Genomic DNA, 15,620 nt, shown 5'->3' on the forward strand with positions numbered 1-15,620 from the left:
TTTTAGAAACTAAGATTGAAGTTGAGCGCATACACTGGTCTGATTGAAAGGTTAATATTGGGCGCAGATCCGGATTGTGATGGATCCTGACCACGCAGCGCTTTGTTGGCAATGGTAAAGAGATTGGAACCTGTCAGTTGAACGGTAGCGCCTTTGATATGCCATTGACTGCAGATTTCACGCGGGAGCATATAACCTAAGGATATGTACTGCAGTTTCAGGTAGTCTCCTTTCACTACCCGCAGATCGGAGAAATCGTACATCTGGTAATAATCGTTGGCAAAAGACATGTTGAGTAATGTGGGACTGTTTCTCCACCAGGGAAACACTGCGTCTCCTGAGATTGCCGGAATAGTGGTAGTCTTTTCATCTCCCGGGGTACGCCATCTGTTTACGAATTCTTTACGCAGGTTTTGTTGGGAGCTGGGCCGGTATGTTCCATAATTACCTGATGCGATCTGCATCAAACGGACTTTATTGCCGAGACTATAGGTGAGGGTAAAACTGAGCGACCAATTTCTGTAAAGGAAGGTATTGGTTAGCCCTCCCTGTAATACTGGTTCCCTTCTACCAGACTCAACCATCACTACATTGAAGAGTTGTTCTTTTGTTAACTTATTGTACTCAGAAGCAAGTGTTGCTGCATTTTCAGGTTCTGCTCCATAAAATACAGGAAAACCACGGGTAGGATCCAGCGTTTTAAAACGATAAGAATAGAATGTGTTCACCGATTTTCCATTGACGGGCACTTTGCCATTCAGGAAATCTGTATAGGTGAGGGCAGCGAGGTCAACCAGCACATTGCGGGTTTGGAGATTGTTGTTGATAAGCCTGTTGAATACCTGTCCGAGCTGCGGATCGAACCGCCATAAGAGTCCATTTTTATTTTCTGTTCCTTTATTGTTGATGATTCTGAAATGAAGGCCGATTTCCACGCCCTGGTTCTCAACAGTCCCTCCATTTACCACGTAGGTAGTTAACCCATTTACAGCTGATACTTTTTTATTCAAAAAGGCATTGTTGGTTTTGCTGTAGAAATACCCCAGGGAGCCGCTGATCCTTCCGCTCAATACCGAGAATTCGATACTCCCATTGTAGTCATGCTTTTTTTCCCAGCTGAGGTCCGGGTTGGGAAATGAAACCATGCCAGCGCTAAAGGAACCATAATAACTATCGAGTGCCCCCTTTTTGATCACCGCATTAGGCGATTGCCCTGGTAACATATTCCCTTGAGTTCCGTAAGAGAATCTCAGTGCCGCAAAGTCTACCCAGGATAGATTTCGTAGCAGGTCTTCCTGCATATTCCATCTGCCGGATAATGCCCAGGTGGGCAGGAATTTCTCATTGCTCCTGGACCCGAAAGCATTCGAATACTCCTGACTGGTAGTAGCAGTGATCACATAACGTTCATTGAATACCCAGGTGGAAGTCAGAAAGGTTCTTATGGAGTTCTGAAGATCTGCTGTGATAGTGCCCGATGCATTGTTTCGCAGCCAGTTCCTGTAAGTGATATATTTGGCCAGATCGATATCCGCAAAACTCATTCCGCGGTTTGGATAATATCCTCTTCTGATATGATCATATGAATTGTTCCGGTTGGAGATCAATTCAGCTCCGATAGCGGATGTTAATTGATGTTTTTTTTGACGGTCGAGAAATTTGCTGATATCCAGGCGGCCATTGATGGTGTAATTCTGTCTCCTGACTGTTTGCTGACGGAGCTCGCCACCAAAAGGTATCAAATCCCGGTTTGGCTCAAAAATATTTGTAAGGATATTGTAAGAAGGATTTCTGATCTGTGCTACCCATTCCGTATTTTCTTCAAACCAGATTTGGTGATCGGCATTTCCACCTGTGTAAGCCAGCGTTGAATTGAATTGAATACCCTTTGAAATTTCAAATCCAAGATTAGCGCCTGCAGTATATTCACTGTTCTCTATCGTTTCTCCGGTATGATTTATTTCGTTGATTATATTCATTGTTTTTGAATCATAGAAAGACGTAGTGAAGGTATTGGAGCTGATGGTAGAGTAGTAATACAATGAACCATCTTCGTTGTACAATGGAATGGCGCGGCTGGTTCCGTAAGCATAATTGAGCAAGCCGATTTCCTGTGGTGTGTACCTTCGTTTCCCCTGGTTCAACTGCACAAAAAGCTCAGCTTTAAATTTTTTGTAATTCAGAAGCAGGTTCAAAGATCCAGTCAGGCGTTTATTGTTTTCCTTTTTGATCACTCCGGGTTCTGTATTGTATCCTACTGATGCGCGATAAGATGCCGAAGCGCTACCTCCGGATATACTGAGGGTGTGATTGGTAGCCAATACGTCTTGCATCGTGTTTCCCAGCCAGTCGGTGTTGACAGTTTCCGCTTTGTCGACCCTTTGTTTGAAGGTATTATAATCTATGACTCCATCGTAATATTCAAGAATAGCTTTTTCATAAGCTTCCAGGCCGCTGCCACGTAAAGTCATTTTTTTCTGGATCATTTCGCGGGAAAGCTCCACGCGCTCGCGGGAATCCATCATATAGATCGATCTGTCTGTGTAACGGGGCCTTCGAGTGAAGCTTCCTGTTACATTGTAGTTAATGGTTGGCGGTCCGGGCTTTCCTCTCTTGGTAGTGATCACGATCACGCCATTGGCAGCCCTTACGCCATATAACGCCGCAGCTGTTGCATCTTTCAATACATCGATCTGCTCGATGTCGTAAGGATTTAAACCGGAAATGGCATTGCCCAGTAGATTTACGAAATCCGGATCATTGATTCTGTCAGCAGGTATAGGGATTGGATTGGTGCGGATGATTCCATCCACCACCCAAAGCGGTTCGCGCGAACCAAGTATTGTGGAAGTTCCTCTGATACGTAATTTGGGGGCAGCGCCCGATTGCCCGGAATTCTGCATGAAAGTAAGTCCGGGTACCCGACCTTCCAGCATCTTATCAACCGTGTTCAGTCCGGGTTGCATCACTGAATCCATTCTTAAGGAAGTAACAGAACCCGTCAGGTATTTTTGTTTGATCTTTTGATAACCGTTGTAGATCACAGCTTCATCCAGCACTTCATTGGAGCGGGCCATTTTGATGACCACATTTTGTGATTCGGGAAATACCAGCTGGCTGAACTTTTCATCAATGTCCCGCTGGCGTGATCGCTCAACAGTCACTACCCGGAACTTTTCGCCATTGAGCCGCAGGGCAATGGGCGTGAAACCAACAGCAGTTATGTCCAGTATTTCATCTTCATTCACCTCCAGTGCAAACTGCCCGTTGGCGCCGGAAGTAGTGCCACGTTTGGTTCCCCTGATGCGTATGCTCACATTGGAAATGGCCTGGTTGTCTGCATCCACAATTCGACCGCTCACAGGAGGGGCATCTTTGTAAACGGTAGCAGGCCGGTAAGAAAGAACAACTGTTTTTTCTTCGATGGCAAAGCTCACAGGCTGGTTGCTGAATACCAGTTGCAGCAGTTCCTGCAAAGGCATATTGTACACCGAGAGTGTAACAGGTTTTGTATTATCCAGTATCTCCTGATTGTAGAAGACCAAATAACCTGTTTGTTCTTTGATGGCAGTGAATACATTCTTCAGTGGAATGTCTTTTCCGGAGATCGTCACTTTCTGTGCAGTCCCTGATGCATGCACCTGTAAGAAAACGATGGTCAAAAGCAGGGCGGTTAGTTTCATAACCAGCAGAATTTTGGTGAAGGGGCTTCGTCTTCCCCGCTGGCAATTAGGCACAAGCGGGTTTGAACCTGACCCGGAAGCAGTTTTTTGCATACCTTTGGGTAAGTTTTGGTGGTGAACTAATAGTAGGACTAATCGCCTCGTTAGCGCCAATAAAACTGCTGCCGGGAGTGGAACAAACACTTCCGGCTTTTTATTGGCCTGGTGAAAACAAAGGAAGGTTAATGGTAGCCGGAATTGCACCAGCATTCATGGAAGGATAGGTCTGCTATGGTTATTATCTGAACGTACAATTGTTGATGCTCCCTACTTTGGAAGCACGATAAGCTTTCTGCCCTCCAAACGGTAACGAATACCCGATTGTTCGAGCACATTCAATACGCCTTTGAGCGACATACTCCTGGAGAGCTCTCCGCCAAACCGGAGGGCCGGTCTTTCATTCTCATACACCACTTCTATATCATACCAGCGTTCCAGTTGCTTCATCACTTCTTCCAGCGGAGTGCCTTCAAATTTGAAAAGTCCACGCTGCCAGGCCATCACTTTGGGGATATCCGCATTGCTGATCACCCGAACCATATCTGTCACCTGCGCCTGCTGACCAGGTTTGATCACAACACCATTTACTTTCACACTGCCATTGATCAGAGTTGTGTTGAGGCTTTTATCGTTATCATAGGCGCTGATATTGAAATCAGTGCCGAGCACTTCTATTGCTGCTTTGTTACGTGCATTCACAATGAATGGCTGTTTCGCGTTCTGCTTCACCTCAAAATAGGCTTCTCCATCAAGCTCCACTTTCCGGTGTTTACCATTGAAGACAGTGGGATAACGAATGGAGCTGGCTGCATTGAGCCACACGCGGGTACCATCGGGAAGTGTGATCTCAAACTGTCTTCCCCTTGGCGTGGTCATGGTATTGTATGCTGTTGCTGCCTTGCTTTCTGTTACAGGATCATAGGTGAGCCGGCCATTCTGCATCGTCACTTCCGATCCGTTCTGTTCAGTCAGCCTGCCATTACCGATGCTGTCGAGCACAATCTGTGAGCCATCTGCCAAAGTGAGGATGGCGCCTGATTTGCCCGGCACAATCAATGTATCTTTCATTGACGACACAACCTGCCGGGTTGCTGGCTCCTGATGACGGCCCAGCCATACATAGGTTCCGATGCCCAGCAATACAACGGCCGCAGCAGCATACCTTATGAAGCCCCTTCTGAGGAATGGGATCTGTGGAGGAGCTGATACCGGCAATGGAGCTGCCAGCTCAGGTATCTGATCCTGTATTTTAGCATAAATAGACTCCCCTGCCCCGGCTATAACTGCCAGTTCCCTCGCAATCACTGCGGGATCATCCAGTCTCTGCACCATTTCCCGGTTTTCACCGGATTCAGCCAGCCATTGCTCCAGCAGCACTGTTTCTTCAGCGTTCAAAGGCTCGTGCAGGCGTTTCTTTAATAGTGAAACTATTGTATTGTATTGTGCAGCATTCATGATTGTAAATAGAAAACGACTGAAGGATTATTTTGTATTGATGAAAACCAGAAAAAAAGAAAAAAGATTTTCCTTTTTTATGATCTCCATTCGCAGGGTCTTGAGAGAACGGGCCAGGTGGTCCCGTACAGACTGATTATTGATGCCCAGCTTTTGCGCGATCTCTTCATTGCTGAAGCCCCCGAGATACCTGAGCTTGAAGATCTCTTTTCCCCGGGGTGGTAATTGTTCAATCTGGTGGTATATCTCCTGCAGGAGCTCTGCATACATATCGGCTACAGAAAATTCCTCCTGCGGATAGCTAATGGCGGCCACTTCGCTTTCTTTCCGGCTTTTTACCTGCTGGTGCTTAAGCAGATCGAGTGTTGCATTCCTGGTAGTACGCCTGAGCCAGGCAGCCGTTTCAGGCAAAGAAGTGAATTGGTGACGGGATTTCCAGAATTTGACAAAAGTATCGGCCACGATATCTTCAGCTTCACTTTTGCTGTTGAGCATTTTATAGGAAAGATGGAAAAGCCCGGGAAACATTCTATTATAAAAAACCGCGAAAGCTTGCTTATCAGCATTCGCGATCAAAGGGAGTAATTCCTCTTCATTGTATGGTAGGGACCCTGGCAACCGGGGGGTAGATTATAATAGTGCCCGCAAACTAAGAAAAAATGCTACATGAGCCTAGAAGTGAAAAAAACTAAAGTTGTGGGTTAAAAAATAAGGGCGGCTGCAATTGTTGAAAAAAATCCATCTCCGATCATATTTCGGAACTGGTTAACCCAAACTTTTTTTTGAACGTAAAATAAAAATGAGATAAATTCTCAAACCCCAGATCGAGATAAAAATCCGCTGGTTTTTCCTTTTTTTGTTTGATGCGATACATTGCTTCATCCAGGCGTCTTTCTCTCAGCCATTGTTTCGGTGTGGTGTTGAATGTTTTGGCAAAATCTCGTTTAAAGCCAGAAACACTTCTTCCCGTAAGTTTCGCGAATGCTTCCACCGAAACATTAAACATATAATTTTGATTCATAAAATCATCCAAATCTATTTTGTAAGGTTCGGAAAAATCGAATAATACGTTTTTTAGATCAGGGTTGCTTTGAAGTATTAATTCAATCGCTTCCATGATTTTTAAGTTTGCCAATTTGGGCGTGGCTTCTTTCGTTCTATTGATATATGGACCAAGCGAAAGAAAATAAGCGTTGAGGAACTCATCTGGCTCAAAGAACAGTTTTTGTTTGTTCTTATTTCTGTTTTCCACGATTATTTTATTCTGCAAAGCATACTGGCGAAGGGTTTCACTGTCTAACGAAATCGAGATAAATTGATATTTCCCCGCTTTTCCGGGATATTTGACAGTTCGGATAAGTTGATTTTTTCTAACCAGGATAATTTGATTTTCGGAAATAACTGTATTGCCATCCGCATAAAAAGCGTGGGTTTCGCCCGACATTTGAAATCCCAAAAAATGCTCGGGTATAAATTCTTCATCTCCTCTGTATTTTTCAAATGCACAGGAATACACCAATTTATCGAATATGATTTCGCTACTTTCTGCCATATTACAAATATCTAAAAAAAATTAAGCAAATATCCTGGCCCCGGCTTCTGCAATTTCTTTATCCTGTTCAACACTTCCACCTGAAGAACCTATCGCACCTATGATGTTTCCATTTGCATTTTTTATCACAGTACCTCCGGGAATAGTCAAAAGCCCACCGTTGGAATTAAGCATTCCGTAACCGTGAAAGCCCGCACCTGAAATGATCGTACCCATAATCTCGCTATTCACACCAAACATTACAGCTGTTTTTGCTTTCTTTACTGCAAAATCAATTACGCCATATACACTGTCTAATCTTGCAAATGCCATCAAATGTCCACCTGTATCAACTACAGCAATACTTACAGGAATGTTTAAGGATTTTGCTTTCTCTATCGAAGCATTCAATGCTTTAGATGCTTCATTGAAATTTATATTCATAATTGTTTTGCTTATTGTTGAATGAGTAGAAAGCACAGATTCCAGCCTGTGCTTTCGTGGAGATGATTTAACTTTTTACTGTCCAGGCTTCTGCCTGCAATTGTTTTATGAAGTCTTCTGTTTCTTTCGGATGCACGTTTCTGAAATTTGAATTATCATCCAACGCTACATTTACAATTGTCTCTGCCATTGATTGTGGGTCTAATTGGTTGTTCAGTGATTCCGCAGCACCGTCAAAAGCTGTTGGTGGCGTAAAGTTCTTTCCGGGGTTATACCAGCGGAAAATAGAGTCCACGCCACGGTCGTTGAATCCTGTACCAAAAACACCGGGATTACAGGTAGCGATTTTGATATTAAATTGTGCCAATTCAGTTTTCAAACCTTCGGCAATGGATTCCATAGCGTGTTTTGAAGCACAATAAGCCGCCACATAAGGAACCGTCCAAAGGCCACCCATTGAAGTAGTGAACACTATTTTCGCTGATTTTTTCTGGCCTACCCATTTTTTGATAAAACCTTGTGATAATTGCAGTCCACCAAAAACATTCACGTCAAACATATAACGTATCAAATCTAAAGGTTGCTCAGCAATCGGACCACCTTCCATAATTCCTGCATTACTGATAAGAATATCGATATCGTATTTGCTGACGATGTATTCAATATCACGGGAATCCGTTACATCCAATTTATCTGCCATTAATTCAATACCTGATTCTTTAGCCTCACGAATCAAATCACTCATTTGAGGATACACTTCGGCTGTTGCGATTACCTTGTAGCCTTTTTTCGCCAAATCGAATGCAGCAATTTTTCCAAAACCGCTTGCTGCTCCTGTAATCAAAATTGTTTTGCTCATTATTGTATTGATTTAAATGTTTAATACAAAGTTGAGCTAACTGGAATTGTTTTTTATTGCTGGTAAGTTCAAATATTTATTGGCAGAAAGGTCAGTTCATAATGATGAACTTAATAGTTCAAATTGTTTTTTCAGGCAAACACTGGCACCACTGCCTGTCTTTCACTGTCAGCGGCGTTGCCGCACTGGAAAAAAGCGCCCCAATAATAATTACCCTGTACCGCTCTTCATCTTTCCATTCTATCCATAATAACCTTAATTTTACCATCGTTACAATCAAACCCTATCCTACCCAACAATAAACTCTGATTTGGCCCAAACTACCGCTTCTATTGATTAGTGCAGCTTTTTATAATGATCCACAGTTTCCGGAGCGCTTTGCCCAGGGCGAAGAAAATGCATTCCGGCAGGTTTTTGACACCTATCTCAATCCCCTTTGTTTCTTTGCTCAGAAACTGATTGGCAGCCGCATGGAGGCTGAAGACATTGTAAGTATTGCTTACTACAAACTCTGGCAAAGACATAAGGACTTTTCTACAGCTGCAGGGATCCGGTCCTTCCTCTACACTACCGTCCGGAACCAATGCCTGGATTACCTGAAACACCAGAAAGTAGTAGCAGCAGCGCATCTTCCCAATCCCCTTACTGATAGTGGGATTGAAGCAAAAATGTACCAGGGTGAATTACTCCAGCTGATATATATGGAGATCCATTCATTACCTGAACGTGCCAGGCAGATCCTGGAATGGAGCTTTATAGAGGAATTGTCCACCACCGAGATCTCAGTGAAAATGCAAATGACCGAATCCCATGTACGCGTGGAGAAATCCCGCGCGCTGGTTCAGCTCCGGGCCGCTTTACGCAAAAAGGATTTGTGGGACTCCACTCTTCTGCTTGCCTTACTCTGGCAGTCGTCCTGATAAATATCTTAAAAAATTAATCGTTTTTCTGTAGCGAAAGAACGGGAAGATCGTTTTAGTGATATGCAGAACGATCTTGTATTCAGTGATGAGCTATTGGCAGTACTATTCAAAAAGTGGTCAGACCAGCCGTTAACTCCAGCAGAGGAGCAATTGCTGGCCGGATGGCTGGCGGCTTCGCCATCCAACAATAAAGCCATCGATGAAATACTGGATGAAAATTGGGTAAAAACAAACCTGAAAGGTTGGAATAATCCCAATGCAGAACAGATCTGGGACCGCTCCCGGGCTCAGGCCGCGGTGGTCACTCTCAACAACAGAAAAAGGCTCATTCCCTACTGGGTCCGTTTTGCCGCAGCGATGGTGCTGATTGCAACGGGTGCCTGGTTCTGGTGGCCGCAACCAAATGCAGATAAACAAGTGATCACCGAAGCGCAGCAAAGTGATACAAAAGATATTCCCCCGGGAACCCGGATAGCCACCCTGACCCTTTCAGACGGGTCCAGCATTTTGCTCGACAGCGTAACCAATGGCAAACTTGCCAGCCAGGGAAATACCGAGATCAGGAAAGATACTGCGGGACGTGTAAGCTATTCCGTTACGCACAATGGCAGGTCCACTGAAGACATCAGGTACAATACCATGTCTACGCCCAATGGAGGCCAATATCAACTTGTACTGCCTGACGGAACCATAGTGTTCCTCAATGCAGCATCTTCTATCACCTACCCCGTTGCATTCACCACAAATACACGGACAGTTAAAATTACCGGGGAAGCCTATTTTGAAGTTGTCGCTGATGCCAGGCAACCTTTCATTGTGGAAACAAGCAAAGATAAAATAACGGTATTGGGTACCCGATTCAATATCAATGCCTATGCCGATGAAAAAGTGGTCAAATCCTCTCTCATGGAGGGATCTATCAAAGTGAATGACCGAATACTGAAGCCCGGCGAGGCTTATAGCAACGGGAAAGTATTTGCCACCAATACCGATCAGGACATAGCCTGGAAGAACGGCATTTTTGATTTCAACAATGTTTCCGTTCAGGATGCCATGCGGCAATTGAGCCGTTGGTACAATGTCCAGGTAGTTTATGACGAACCTGTTGATGAAACCTTTATTGGGAAGATCGGAAGAAACCTTACACTTAACCAGGTGCTGAAAACGATGGAAGGCGCCGGTGCTCATTTCAGACTCGAAGGCAAAACCCTTCACGTTTCACGATAACCTTATCCTGCGATCATTACTATCCTGCAAAAAGAAAGGCAGTGGGGATACTGCCTTTCAAGATTCCGGGATTGGTTCAAACTGCGTGTAACAATTTTTCTTCAAAACCCAAAACTGCAACTAAGTTATGTGTTTTTATCGATCTGCCTCACCAGGGCGGCCTGGAGGCTTTTTAACCAAAATGCTCAGGGGTATGAAAATTACTGCCATTCTTTTACTGCTGGGTTGTTTGCAGGTAAGCGCCTCAGCTGTATCACAAACGATCACTTATTCCGGAAAGGAAGCGAGTCTTGCCACCATTATTTCAGTGATTGAAAAACAAACGGGCTATTTGGTATTTGCCAGCAAAAAACAGATTGAGCAGGCAAAGCCTGTAACAATAGAAGCCAGGCAAATGCCCATGGAAGTTTTTCTGAAAAAAGTATTGGATGACGGCCCACTGGAATTTTCGATTGAAGGGAATACGATTTCCATCAAACTGAAAAAAGATCCTGCTCCGCCAAAGGAAAAATCCGCGCCACCTGTAAGTGGCCGTATCATAGATGCTAACAACCAGCCACTCGCCGATGTGAGCATACGCATCAGGGGAACCCGGAAAGGCACTACCTCCGGTGCGGACGGGCAATTTTCCCTGGAAGTGAATGAGGGAGATGTACTGGATATCTCCGCTGTCGGATTCCAGCCTATTGCCATGCGGCTTAATGGCGATCTGTTCCGTGTGGTGCCAGTTGATCGTCCGGCCCGCAATCAACAACCAGGTAGTGCAGAAGACAACAGTCAGTTACTGCGTGCCGGCAAACAAAATGTATCCATCAAATTGATACGCGCCAGCGCCGTGCTGGATGAAGCCGTGATCTACAATGGCTACCAAAAGATCAAACAGAAATACCTGACGGGTTCCGTTACTTCCTTAAAAATGGATTCAGTGATGCAGCCAGGACTGAACACTGTTGATAAGATGCTGGAAGGACGGGTACCCGGACTTACTTTCATGCAAAACTCAGGGCAATCGGGCGCTGCTCCCAAACTGCGCATCAGGGGCACTTCCACCATACTCGGATCAAGGGAACCTCTCTGGGTGGTGGACGGGATCATCCGCACCAATCCTATTCCCATTCCTGCAGACAGGATCAATGATCCGGATTTCGTAAACTTACTGGGCAATGCCATTTCCGGATTGAATCCTTACGACATTGATCAGATCGATGTATTGAAAGATGCAACAGCAGCAGCATTGTATGGCGTAAGGGCCGCCAATGGCGTGATCGTGATCACCACCAAGAGAGGAAAGCCAGGACCGCCGACTGTCAACTATAATGTAACAGGAACCTTCACACGAAGACCCCGGTACTCAGACAGATCGATATATATGATGGACTCCCGCGAGCGTGTGGATGTATCGAGGGAAATGATCGAAAAACAAATGCTCCTCCGGGGCAGTGGCATTGAAGCTTACGAGAAAGCCATCCTTGATTATTACGATGGCAACATAGATTATGCTACTTTCAAACAAAGGGTAGACAGGGCAGAAACAATCAACACAGACTGGATGGGCAATACGATGCGGGATGTGTTTGCCAGCAATCACACGCTCAGTGTTTCCGGCGGAACCCATTCTGCTTCCTACCGTGCATCCATCGGCTATAATACCGAGCCGGGAGTGATCAAAAAAGAAAGTAATGATCGATATACCAGCTCCATGAACCTTCTGCTCAATTACAAAAAATTCAGAGCTGATCTTATTGTCCAGTTGAACCAGGGGAAACGCAGGTATACACCTCAGGAAATCGGCCTGCTCAATTATGCTTACGGAACCAGCCGCGCCATTCCATTGTACAACGAAGATGGTTCCTTGTATTATTATTCAACGGTCGGATCCAATTTCTCGAATACCTTCTATGATTTCAAAACGATGAATATCATCAATGAAATGGATCATACCGGAGAAACAGTCAGGACCAATGAATATATTGCCAGTGCAAACCTGAGCTACGAAATTTCAAAAGGCATTCAATTCAATTCCACCCTGGCTTACACAGGTGGAAACGCCGATCATGAAACCTGGTTTGAAGAAAAAACAGAATGGGCCGCAAAGATCAGGAATCCCTCTTACTCTCCCATTCAAGGTACTTTTCAGCCCAGACGGAACTTGCTCCCTTTCGGTGGCGAGCTTCGCCAGCAAACGGTAAGAAGACAAAACTATACGATCAATGGCCGGCTCGATATCAGCAAATTCCTCGACCGTCAAAAAAAACATCAATTGACCTCGGCCATAGGAACAGAGCTGATCTCAAACCGGAACAATTCATTCGATCATATCAGCAGGGGATACTATCCGGACCGCGGGCAGAGCTTTGCCAATATAGACCTGACTACCTATACCAGTTTTGCCACATGGCTGCAGCAAAATGGAGCCGGCATCATCAGGAACGAACTTCAAAATTCAATCAGGACATTTCTTACTTCCACCTACATATTCAATGAACGTTACGTAATTACTGCTACTACCAGCCAGGAGTACTCGAATGCTTTTGGCTCCAGGAGCAATGAAAAATTCCTGCCCACCTGGGCATTGTCCGGCAGATGGAATCTGCAGGAAGACCTCCTGCGAAAACTATCATGGGTAGACTTTGCGGCGCTGAAATTTTCATATGGAACACAGGGGAATATGCTGCCCGGTCAATCTCCCAACGCAGTCATACAAAAGGGAACGCTCGACAGTTATTATGAAGCTTTTGGCTCCAGTATTGTTTCATTTTCCAATCCGGACCTAAGCTGGGAAAAGAAACTTGACTACAATGGCAATATCGAGTTTTCGATATTGCAAGGCAGGATCAGTGGCTCCCTCGGCTATTTCTATAGCAAAACCAATAATGCCTTCCTGGAGAAAAAAGTTTCATTAATGAATGGGGTAAGGTCTTACGTGGTAAATGGTGGAACTGTGGAGAACCAGGGCGTGGAAATTGACCTGCATTTTAAAGTCATCAATAATAAGAGAACAGGGAATAAAAATGGATTCCTGTGGCGGTTCGATCCACAGCTTGGACAGGTGTTCAACCGGCTTATCAACAATAATCTGAAATCCCGGAATGTACTGGTTGACGAGGCTGCCCTCACTTATGCAAATTTCCTGAATGGCAGTGTGCCTATCAATGGAAAAGCTGTAAACACTTTCTATTCTTACCGTTTTAAAACACTGGACCCATCCTATGGTTTCCCTGTATTTTATGGCGCAGAAAATGAAAACGCGGCAGCGCTGCTTACCAAATACAATAAAATGACAAAGGATCAGGTCTACAATGCAGTAATGGTTGAATCAGGAAGAAGAGAACCAGTATTGCAGGGAGGGATCAGTAACAGTTTTGTGTACCGGAACTGGTCGCTCAGTTTTACACTCACCTATAGTCTTGGTAATAAAGTCCGTTTACTTCAGATCGCGTCGGGCAATTATGGAACATTCAGACCGAGCTCCCAACAAAATATTCGCAAAGAGTTCGTAAACAGATGGCGTTATCCGGGTGATGAGCAGTTCACCAATATCCCGGCCATCAATGGAGCATCGTCCAACAACCAGCCATATCAATATGGCTGGTGGGGCAGCGGTTTACCTGTAAGGCTTAATACAATTTTTGCAACTGATTATTACCAGATGTACGATTTCTCCGATCTGCGTGTAGTAAAAGGAGACTACCTGAAACTTCAATACCTGTCATTAAGCTATATGCTACCGCGTGAAATATGCAGCCAATGGCATATCAAAGGCGCTACGGTACAACTGACAGGTTCCAACCTCTTTACTATCGCCAATAAAGCGCTGCACGGGCAGGATCCATCACAATCAGGATCTGCGCCCAATATCAACCTTTCAATCAGGCCGGTATATGCTATCAACTTCAATCTTAATTTCTAAAAACAAGATCATGTATTCAACCAACAGCAGGATACTTACTTACGTGATTTGCATATTATCCATCAGTGGCATATCCTGCAAAAAATTCCTGGCTTCTTATTCCCAGAACAACAGCTTTATTGAAACAACAAACGATCTTGACGAACTACTGGTGGGTGAAGTATATTTCAAGCTCGGCTATGCCCTGCCTGAAATGTTCTTTACAATGGATGATGATGTAGAAATGGGAAAGCCCGGAAGTAATAATGCCAATGGCCTGCAGGGTAAAGGGACCGGATTTTATTATTGGCTGGCAAACCCCGCCATGGATAACGATGGCACCATTACAACCACTGATTATTTTTATAGCGATCCATATCGAAAAATCGCCAGTATCAATCTGATCCTTCATTCTGTATCAGTATTGAGAGATAAGGGGGAACCCGCTGTCGAGTTGAACAGGATATCAGGGGAAGCTCATTTCCTGCGGGCCTTCTATTACTTCATCATGATGAATATTTATGGAAAGCCTTATAAGCCATCTACTGCGGCCACTGATTTTGGTATTCCATTGAAAACAGACCCTGCCATTAAAGACCAGTTTGCTTCCCGCAGCAGCGCCAAACAGGTATATGAACTGATCATTGCCGACCTGCTGGCTGCTGAACAGGAACTGTCCGGCGCCAATACATCTTCTACTATCCGCGTAAATCAGCCGGCTGTGCAGGCTTTGCTCAGCAGGGTATATCTCTTCATGGAAAACTATGAGAAGGCAATACTTTATGCTGATAAAGTGATCAGCAACAATCGATATCAAATTGTTAACCTGAACAATCATATTGCAGGAAACGATTTTCTCACACGAAATGCAAGCGAGGTAGTTTTTACCATGAGCAGAGATCCCTTTCCAACTGTCATGTTTCTGGGCACTGAGGCTCCTCCGGTAGCATTCTACAGGATCTCGGATGATCTCGCCGGCATTTATTCCCAAAACGACCTTCGCCGGGAAGTATTCTTTATCCCTACCAGTAAAGGATACCTGAAACTGGGGAAAAAGCGGAAAGCGATTAACGGAACGAATGATGATGTTTCCGCCATATTCCTCGTTCGGCTATCCGAGATATACCTGAACAAAGCGGAAGCGCTTGCTGCGCTCGATCGCTTTGAGGAAGCACGAAATACATTACAGGAATTGAGAAAGAAACGATTCAAACCAGATGAGCTTACACCCGTTATTGCAGCAGGAGCAACCCTCATGAACGAGATCCGGGAAGAGCGGAGAAGGGAACTTTGTTTTGAAACACATCGCTGGTTCGATCTTCGCCGCTATGGTGTGAACACGAAATATCCGTACAGTAAATCGATCAGGCATCGCACATATACTTTTACCGGTACTGATCATGTGGACTACGGATATTATGAACTGGGACCTTATCAACAGGATGCTGCTGCCTATATTGTACCCATTCCTCAGGATGAGATCGAGTTCAACAATGGGTTGCTTACTAACGAGCCAAGGCCCGATCGTCAGCGTAAGCAATAAAATTTCCATCATTCATCCCAACTCCTC

At 44.8% G+C, this 15,620-nt stretch carries 10 protein-coding genes; 4 read left to right on the forward strand and 6 right to left on the reverse strand.

Going from position 1 to position 15,620, the window contains the following annotated elements; translation table 11 throughout:
- Positions 1 to 2: 2 nt before the first annotated feature.
- From FSB84_RS26905 to FSB84_RS26930, 6 genes are all read right to left on the reverse strand, one after another.
- Positions 3 to 3,683: a SusC/RagA family TonB-linked outer membrane protein gene (locus FSB84_RS26905; RefSeq protein ID WP_158644142.1), complete on the reverse strand. Its 3,681-nt coding sequence runs from the start codon at positions 3,681 to 3,683 to the stop codon at positions 3 to 5.
- A 306-nt stretch (positions 3,684 to 3,989) separates the two neighbouring features.
- Positions 3,990 to 5,177 carry a FecR family protein gene (locus FSB84_RS26910; protein ID WP_130540931.1) on the reverse strand — a complete coding sequence of 396 codons (1,188 nt, stop codon included), beginning with the start codon at positions 5,175 to 5,177 and terminating at the stop codon, positions 3,990 to 3,992.
- A gap of 27 nt (positions 5,178 to 5,204) precedes the next feature.
- Positions 5,205 to 5,795, reverse strand: coding sequence for an RNA polymerase sigma factor (locus FSB84_RS26915; protein WP_317132465.1), 591 nt, complete (start codon positions 5,793 to 5,795; stop codon positions 5,205 to 5,207).
- 130 nt (positions 5,796 to 5,925) lie between these two features.
- Positions 5,926 to 6,729 (reverse strand): helix-turn-helix domain-containing protein, encoded by an 804-nt coding sequence (locus FSB84_RS26920; protein WP_130540933.1) that lies wholly within the window; start codon positions 6,727 to 6,729, stop codon positions 5,926 to 5,928.
- Positions 6,730 to 6,750: 21 nt separating this feature from the next.
- Positions 6,751 to 7,152: a GlcG/HbpS family heme-binding protein gene (locus tag FSB84_RS26925; protein ID WP_130540934.1), complete on the reverse strand. Its 402-nt coding sequence runs from the start codon at positions 7,150 to 7,152 to the stop codon at positions 6,751 to 6,753.
- 67 nt (positions 7,153 to 7,219) lie between these two features.
- On the reverse strand, positions 7,220 to 8,011 hold the full coding sequence (locus FSB84_RS26930) for an SDR family oxidoreductase (protein WP_130540935.1): 792 nt from the start codon (positions 8,009 to 8,011) through the stop codon (positions 7,220 to 7,222).
- Between the two features lie 332 nt (positions 8,012 to 8,343).
- Here FSB84_RS26930 and FSB84_RS26935 point away from each other — a divergent pair, with 332 nt between their 5' ends.
- The 4 genes from FSB84_RS26935 (at position 8,344) to FSB84_RS26950 (ending at position 15,593) form a co-directional block, all read left to right on the forward strand.
- Complete coding sequence (locus FSB84_RS26935) at positions 8,344 to 8,931, forward strand: RNA polymerase sigma factor (protein WP_158644143.1); 588 nt, start codon at positions 8,344 to 8,346, stop codon at positions 8,929 to 8,931.
- Positions 8,932 to 8,994: 63 nt separating this feature from the next.
- Positions 8,995 to 10,161, forward strand: coding sequence for a FecR family protein (locus tag FSB84_RS26940; RefSeq protein WP_130540937.1), 1,167 nt, complete (start codon positions 8,995 to 8,997; stop codon positions 10,159 to 10,161).
- Positions 10,162 to 10,354: 193 nt separating this feature from the next.
- On the forward strand, positions 10,355 to 14,071 hold the full coding sequence (locus FSB84_RS26945; protein WP_158644144.1) for a SusC/RagA family TonB-linked outer membrane protein: 3,717 nt from the start codon (positions 10,355 to 10,357) through the stop codon (positions 14,069 to 14,071).
- Between the two features lie 10 nt (positions 14,072 to 14,081).
- Positions 14,082 to 15,593 carry a RagB/SusD family nutrient uptake outer membrane protein gene (locus FSB84_RS26950; RefSeq protein WP_158644145.1) on the forward strand — a complete coding sequence of 504 codons (1,512 nt, stop codon included), beginning with the start codon at positions 14,082 to 14,084 and terminating at the stop codon, positions 15,591 to 15,593.
- The last annotated feature ends 27 nt before the right edge of the window (positions 15,594 to 15,620 follow it).

Source organism: Pseudobacter ginsenosidimutans (assembly GCF_007970185.1).
In the GTDB taxonomy this organism is placed as follows: domain Bacteria; phylum Bacteroidota; class Bacteroidia; order Chitinophagales; family Chitinophagaceae; genus Pseudobacter; species Pseudobacter ginsenosidimutans.